The sequence below is a fragment of the Actinoplanes sp. NPDC024001 genome (assembly GCF_040638955.1).
GTDB lineage: Bacteria > Actinomycetota > Actinomycetes > Mycobacteriales > Micromonosporaceae > Actinoplanes.
On sequence record NZ_JBEZZB010000182.1, the window covers coordinates 1 to 4,351 of the forward strand.

Here is a 4,351-nt window from a genome sequence, read left to right on the forward strand (position 1 = left end):
TCGATGACTCCGTTGAGCGACTCGACCCACTCGTTGGTTTCCTCGGGGTCGATGTCGGGAAGCTGGCTCGGCAGGCCATCGCTGATCACCGGGCGCTTGCGCTCCGTGGCCACAGGCAATCCTCTTGGTGTGAGTGTCGGACAACCGGGCGACCCTAGGTGGCGAATCGCTCGGAATAGACCTCCATCCTGCCCCCTTCCGGTGGCCATCGTCACGCCTACCCGCTGTCTCAGCGACGCGCGACACACGTACTGACCAGTAACTTCATCCGGCCAGGAAGGAGAACCGCACCTGGCGGGTGGGGTTGTCGCCGTTCGGGTCGACGAGGCAGATCGATTGCCAGGTGCCGAGCGCGATCCGGCCGCCGATCACCGGGAGCGTCGCGTAGGGAGGGATCCATGCCGGCAGCACGTGGTCGCGGCCGTGCCCGTGCGAGCCGTGCCGGTGCCGCCACTTGTCCACGGCCGGCAGCAGGTCGTCGATGGCGGTCAGCAGGTCGTGGTCGGAGCCGGCGCCGGTCTCGATGATCGCCAGCCCGGCCGTCGCGTGCGGCACGAAGACGTGCAGCAGTCCGTCCGCCTCGGCGGCGACGAACTGCTCGGCCTCGCGGGTGATGTCGCGGACCACGGGGGAGTTGCCGGTCCGTACGGTGATGACTTCGGTGCGCATGGCTCTCATGTATATAGATCGAGCAGCAGGAACAGCGCGGCGGTCCCGGCCAGCCAGCACAGGCAGAGCGCCAGCCGGAGGGCCGCGCACCTCACGATCATGTCCTGAGTACACACCGATCGACCTGCGCACACCCGGCCTTTCGCGTTTTCCGCAGTGGCACGGTCAGCGAAGGTCGGCGATGCTGAATCGCGTGACCACCCCGCAAAACCTCGACGAGCGTTTCCGCGATGCGGTCTCGGCACTGCGACCACCGGAGTCCGGGCGCGCCCCCGGCGACGCGATCCGCGAGGGTGGCACGCTGACCGGCACCCGGGCCCGGGAGATCTTCGACGCGCAGCTCACCGCCCGGCATCTCGACCTGGCCGCGCGCTGGCTGCGCAGCTTCAACGAGGGGTTCCACATCACCGGGTCGGCCGGCCACGAGGGCAACGCCGCGGTCGCCGCCGCGCTGCGCGCCGACGACCCGGCGCTGCTGCATCACCGGTCGGCGGCGTTCTATTGCGTACGGTCGGCGCAGCGTCCCGACGACGTCGGCGGTGATCCGGTCCGCCGGCTGGAGGAGGCGGCCCGCGACGTCCTGCGCGGCGTGGTCGCCTCGGTCCGCGACCCGATCACCGGGGGGCGCGACAAACTCTTCGGACACGCCGACCTGCACCTCGTGCCGGCGATCTCCACCCCCGGCGGGCACCTGCCCCGGGCCGTGGGGCTGGCCCGGGCCCTCACCGGCGGCGGCACCGCGACCTGGCCGGACGACGCGATCGTGGTGGCGTCGTTCGGCGACGCCGGCGCGGCCCGTCCCGGCGCCTCGGCGGCCCTGCACGCGGCCGGCTGGCACGAGCGCTCCGGCCGGCCGCTCCCGCTGCTGCTGATCTGCGAGGACGACGGGCCGGGCGGCGCCGAGGAGGACAACTGGACCGCCGCGGCGCTGCGCGGACGGCCCGGCCTGCGCTACTCCTTCGCCGACGGGTGCGACCTGACCGCGGCGTACGACGCGGCGGTCGAGGCAGCCGAGTTCGTCCGGCGGGAACGCCGCCCGGCGCTGCTGCACCTGTCCACCGTTCACCTGCTCGGCCAGGCCGGCGACCCGGAGTCCGGCGCCGACCTGGACCGGGACCCGCTGATCGGCACCGCGCGCCTGCTCGTCGGCGCCGGCCTGCTCGGCCCGGACGACGTCATCACCCGGTACGACGAGGTCGGCTGGCAGGTCCGCAAGGCCGCCGAGGAGGTGCTCGGCGAGCCCAAACTGGTCTCGGTGGGCGAGGTCGTGGCGTCGCTCGCGCCGCGCCGCCCGCTGCGGGTCGCACACGCTGTCGCGGAGGTCGCCGACCGGGCGGCCGGCCCCGGCGCGGCGGCCCGGCAGCGGATGTTCGGCGGGCGGCTGCCCGAGGAGGCCGGCCCGATGACGCTGGCGCAGACCCTCAACGCGACGCTCACCGACGCCCTCGCCGCCACCCCCGGCCTGCGGATCTTCGGGCCCGGCGCGACGCGTGGCGGCCGGCACGGGGTGACCACCGGGCTGCGCGAGCGCGGCGGCGAGGACCGGGTTTTCGACAGCCTGCCCGACCCCACCACGATCCTCGGCCTGGCGCTCGGCGCGGGCACGGCCGGGCTGCTCCCGGTCCCCGAGCTCGACTCGCTGGCCGACCTGCACGACGCCACCGTGCAACTGCGCGGTGAGGCGGCGACGATGTCGTTCCTGTCCACCGGGGCGTACCGGAACCCGATGGTGCTGCGCGTGCCGGCGCTGGCCCAGCCGTTCGGGCCGGGCGGGCACCTCGCCAACGACAACTCGGTGGCCGCCCTGCGCGACGTTCCCGGGCTCGTCGTGGCGGTCCCTGCCCGCCCGGAGGACGCCGCGCCGATGCTGCGCTCATGCCTGGCCGCCGCGGAGGTCGACGGCACCGTCTGCGTCTTCCTGGAACCGGTCGCCCTCTATCAGACGAGGGACCTCTATCAACAAGGCGACAGTGAGTGGCTGGCGCCCTATCCGGCCCCGGAAACCTGGGCCGGCGCGCACGTGCCGATCGGCCGGGCCCGCATCTACGGGCTCGGCACCACCCAGGACCTCACCATCGTGACGTACGGCAACGGCGTACGGATGTCGCTGCGTGTCGCCGCCCAACTGGCCGCCGAGGGCTACGGCTCCCGGGTGGTCGACCTGCGCTGGCTGAACCCGCTACCCGCCGCTGACCTGGTACGGGAGGCCTCGGCGACCGGCCGGGTGCTGATCGTCGACGAGACGCGGCGCTCCGGCGGCGTCGGCGAGGGAGTCCTCGCGGCCCTGGTCGATGGGGCTTTTGTCGGATCCGTGCGCCGGGTTGCGGCGGCCGACGCACCGGTTCCGCTGGGACCGGCTGCCCAATTGGTCCTGGTGGGAGAGGATGCCATCACACAGGGTGCCCAGGCCCTGCTGGCACGGTAAATTGCCACACACTCGGTGCGCCACTTGCGCGAGGGCCCCGATGTGTGTGGACTACCCCCAGGTTCCAGTGCTATTTCGAGTGCTATTTCGACGGCTAGGAGGATTTGGACAGTGAGCGCGACCGCGGGTCAGGCCGACGGCGTACGCAGCCTGGCGGACCGGTTCGGCTTCGAGCCGAACATGGTGGTCATGGAGATGGGTTACGACGACGACGTCGACGAGGATCTCCGTGACGCCCTGACCGAACGCGTCGGAGAGCTGGTCGACGAGGACACCGACGAGGTGGTCGACGCGGTGCTGCTGTGGTACCGCGACGGCGACGAAGACCTGTTCGAAATTCTGACGGACGCCCTCGGCCCCCTTGCCGACAACGGTGTGGTGTGGCTGTTGACCCCGAAGGCCGGCCGCGACGGGCACGTCGAGCCGAGCGAGATCAGTGAGGCGGCGCCCACCGCCGGCCTCCAGCAGACCTCGACGGTGAACGCCGGCAAGGACTGGACCGGCGCACGGCTGGTCACCCCGCGGGGCGCCAAGAAGAAGTAACTCTCACTGCCACCTCACCGAGGTCGGCGTCCGCACAGGCATAGGCTGAGCGGATGCCGATCTCCGTTGGCGTGCCGGCGCCGGACTTCACCCTCAGGGACCAGAACAACCAGGAGGTACGCCTCGCCGACTTCCGTGGGCGCAAGGCGGTCCTGCTGGTCTTCTATCCCCTGGCGTTCAGCCGCACCTGTCAGGGCGAGCTCACCGAGGTGCGCGACAACCTCCCGGCCTATGCGAACGACGACGTCCAGGTGCTCACCATCAGCGTGGACTCGATCTACAGCCACAAGGTCTGGGCCGAGCAGGAGGGCTTCGACTTCCCGCTGCTCGCCGATTTCTGGCCACACGGAGAGGTGGCCCGGGCCTACGGCGTCTTCAACGACACCACCGGTTTCGCCAACCGCGGCACCTTCCTCGTCGACGCCGCCGGCATCGTCCGCTTCGCCGAGATGAACGGCCCCGGCGAGGCCCGCGACCAACAGTCGTGGCGAGCCGCCCTCGCCACCCTCAACCCCTGATCGGCGGCAGGGTACGATGACCACTCCGGCCGAACCCGTGCTGGGCGCGTAGCTCAGTGGGAGAGCACTCGCCTTACAAGCGAGGGGTCGCAGGTTCGAAACCTGCCGCGCCCACGTGAGACGGAGGCCCCTGTCCGCAAACTGCGCGGACCGGGGCCTCACGTCATGCCTGCTCCGGGGGCCGAGCCCCCGGAAA

The 4,351-nt window shown here is 71.6% G+C and carries 4 protein-coding genes and 1 tRNA gene; 4 read left to right on the forward strand and 1 reads right to left on the reverse strand.

What is annotated here, in order from left to right; genetic code table 11:
* Positions 1 to 264 precede the first annotated feature (264 nt).
* Positions 265 to 669, reverse strand: a complete 405-nt coding sequence (locus AB0F81_RS42885; RefSeq protein WP_360208286.1) for a YjbQ family protein — start codon at positions 667 to 669, stop codon at positions 265 to 267.
* A gap of 181 nt (positions 670 to 850) precedes the next feature.
* Here AB0F81_RS42885 and AB0F81_RS42890 point away from each other — a divergent pair, with 181 nt between their 5' ends.
* The 4 genes from AB0F81_RS42890 (at position 851) to AB0F81_RS42905 (ending at position 4,269) form a co-directional block, all read left to right on the forward strand.
* Positions 851 to 3,094 (forward strand): transketolase C-terminal domain-containing protein, encoded by a 2,244-nt coding sequence (locus AB0F81_RS42890; RefSeq protein WP_360208288.1) that lies wholly within the window; start codon positions 851 to 853, stop codon positions 3,092 to 3,094.
* A gap of 111 nt (positions 3,095 to 3,205) precedes the next feature.
* Positions 3,206 to 3,637: a DUF3052 domain-containing protein gene (locus AB0F81_RS42895; protein WP_360208290.1), complete on the forward strand. Its 432-nt coding sequence runs from the start codon at positions 3,206 to 3,208 to the stop codon at positions 3,635 to 3,637.
* A gap of 53 nt (positions 3,638 to 3,690) precedes the next feature.
* A complete protein-coding gene (locus AB0F81_RS42900) occupies positions 3,691 to 4,155 on the forward strand; it encodes a peroxiredoxin (RefSeq protein WP_360208292.1) in 465 nt (154 codons plus the stop codon).
* A 42-nt stretch (positions 4,156 to 4,197) separates the two neighbouring features.
* Positions 4,198 to 4,269, forward strand: a tRNA-Val gene (locus AB0F81_RS42905).
* Positions 4,270 to 4,351: the final 82 nt, after the last annotated feature.

Bases quoted from the DNA above. Each gene is read 5' to 3' on its own strand.
- AB0F81_RS42885 (WP_360208286.1), bottom strand. From the start codon at position 669: ATGCGCACCGAAGTCATCACCGTACGGACCGGCAACTCCCCCGTGGTC.
- AB0F81_RS42890 (WP_360208288.1), top strand. From the start codon at position 851: ATGCTGAATCGCGTGACCACCCCGCAAAACCTCGACGAGCGTTTCCGC.
- AB0F81_RS42900 (WP_360208292.1), top strand. From the start codon at position 3,691: ATGCCGATCTCCGTTGGCGTGCCGGCGCCGGACTTCACCCTCAGGGAC.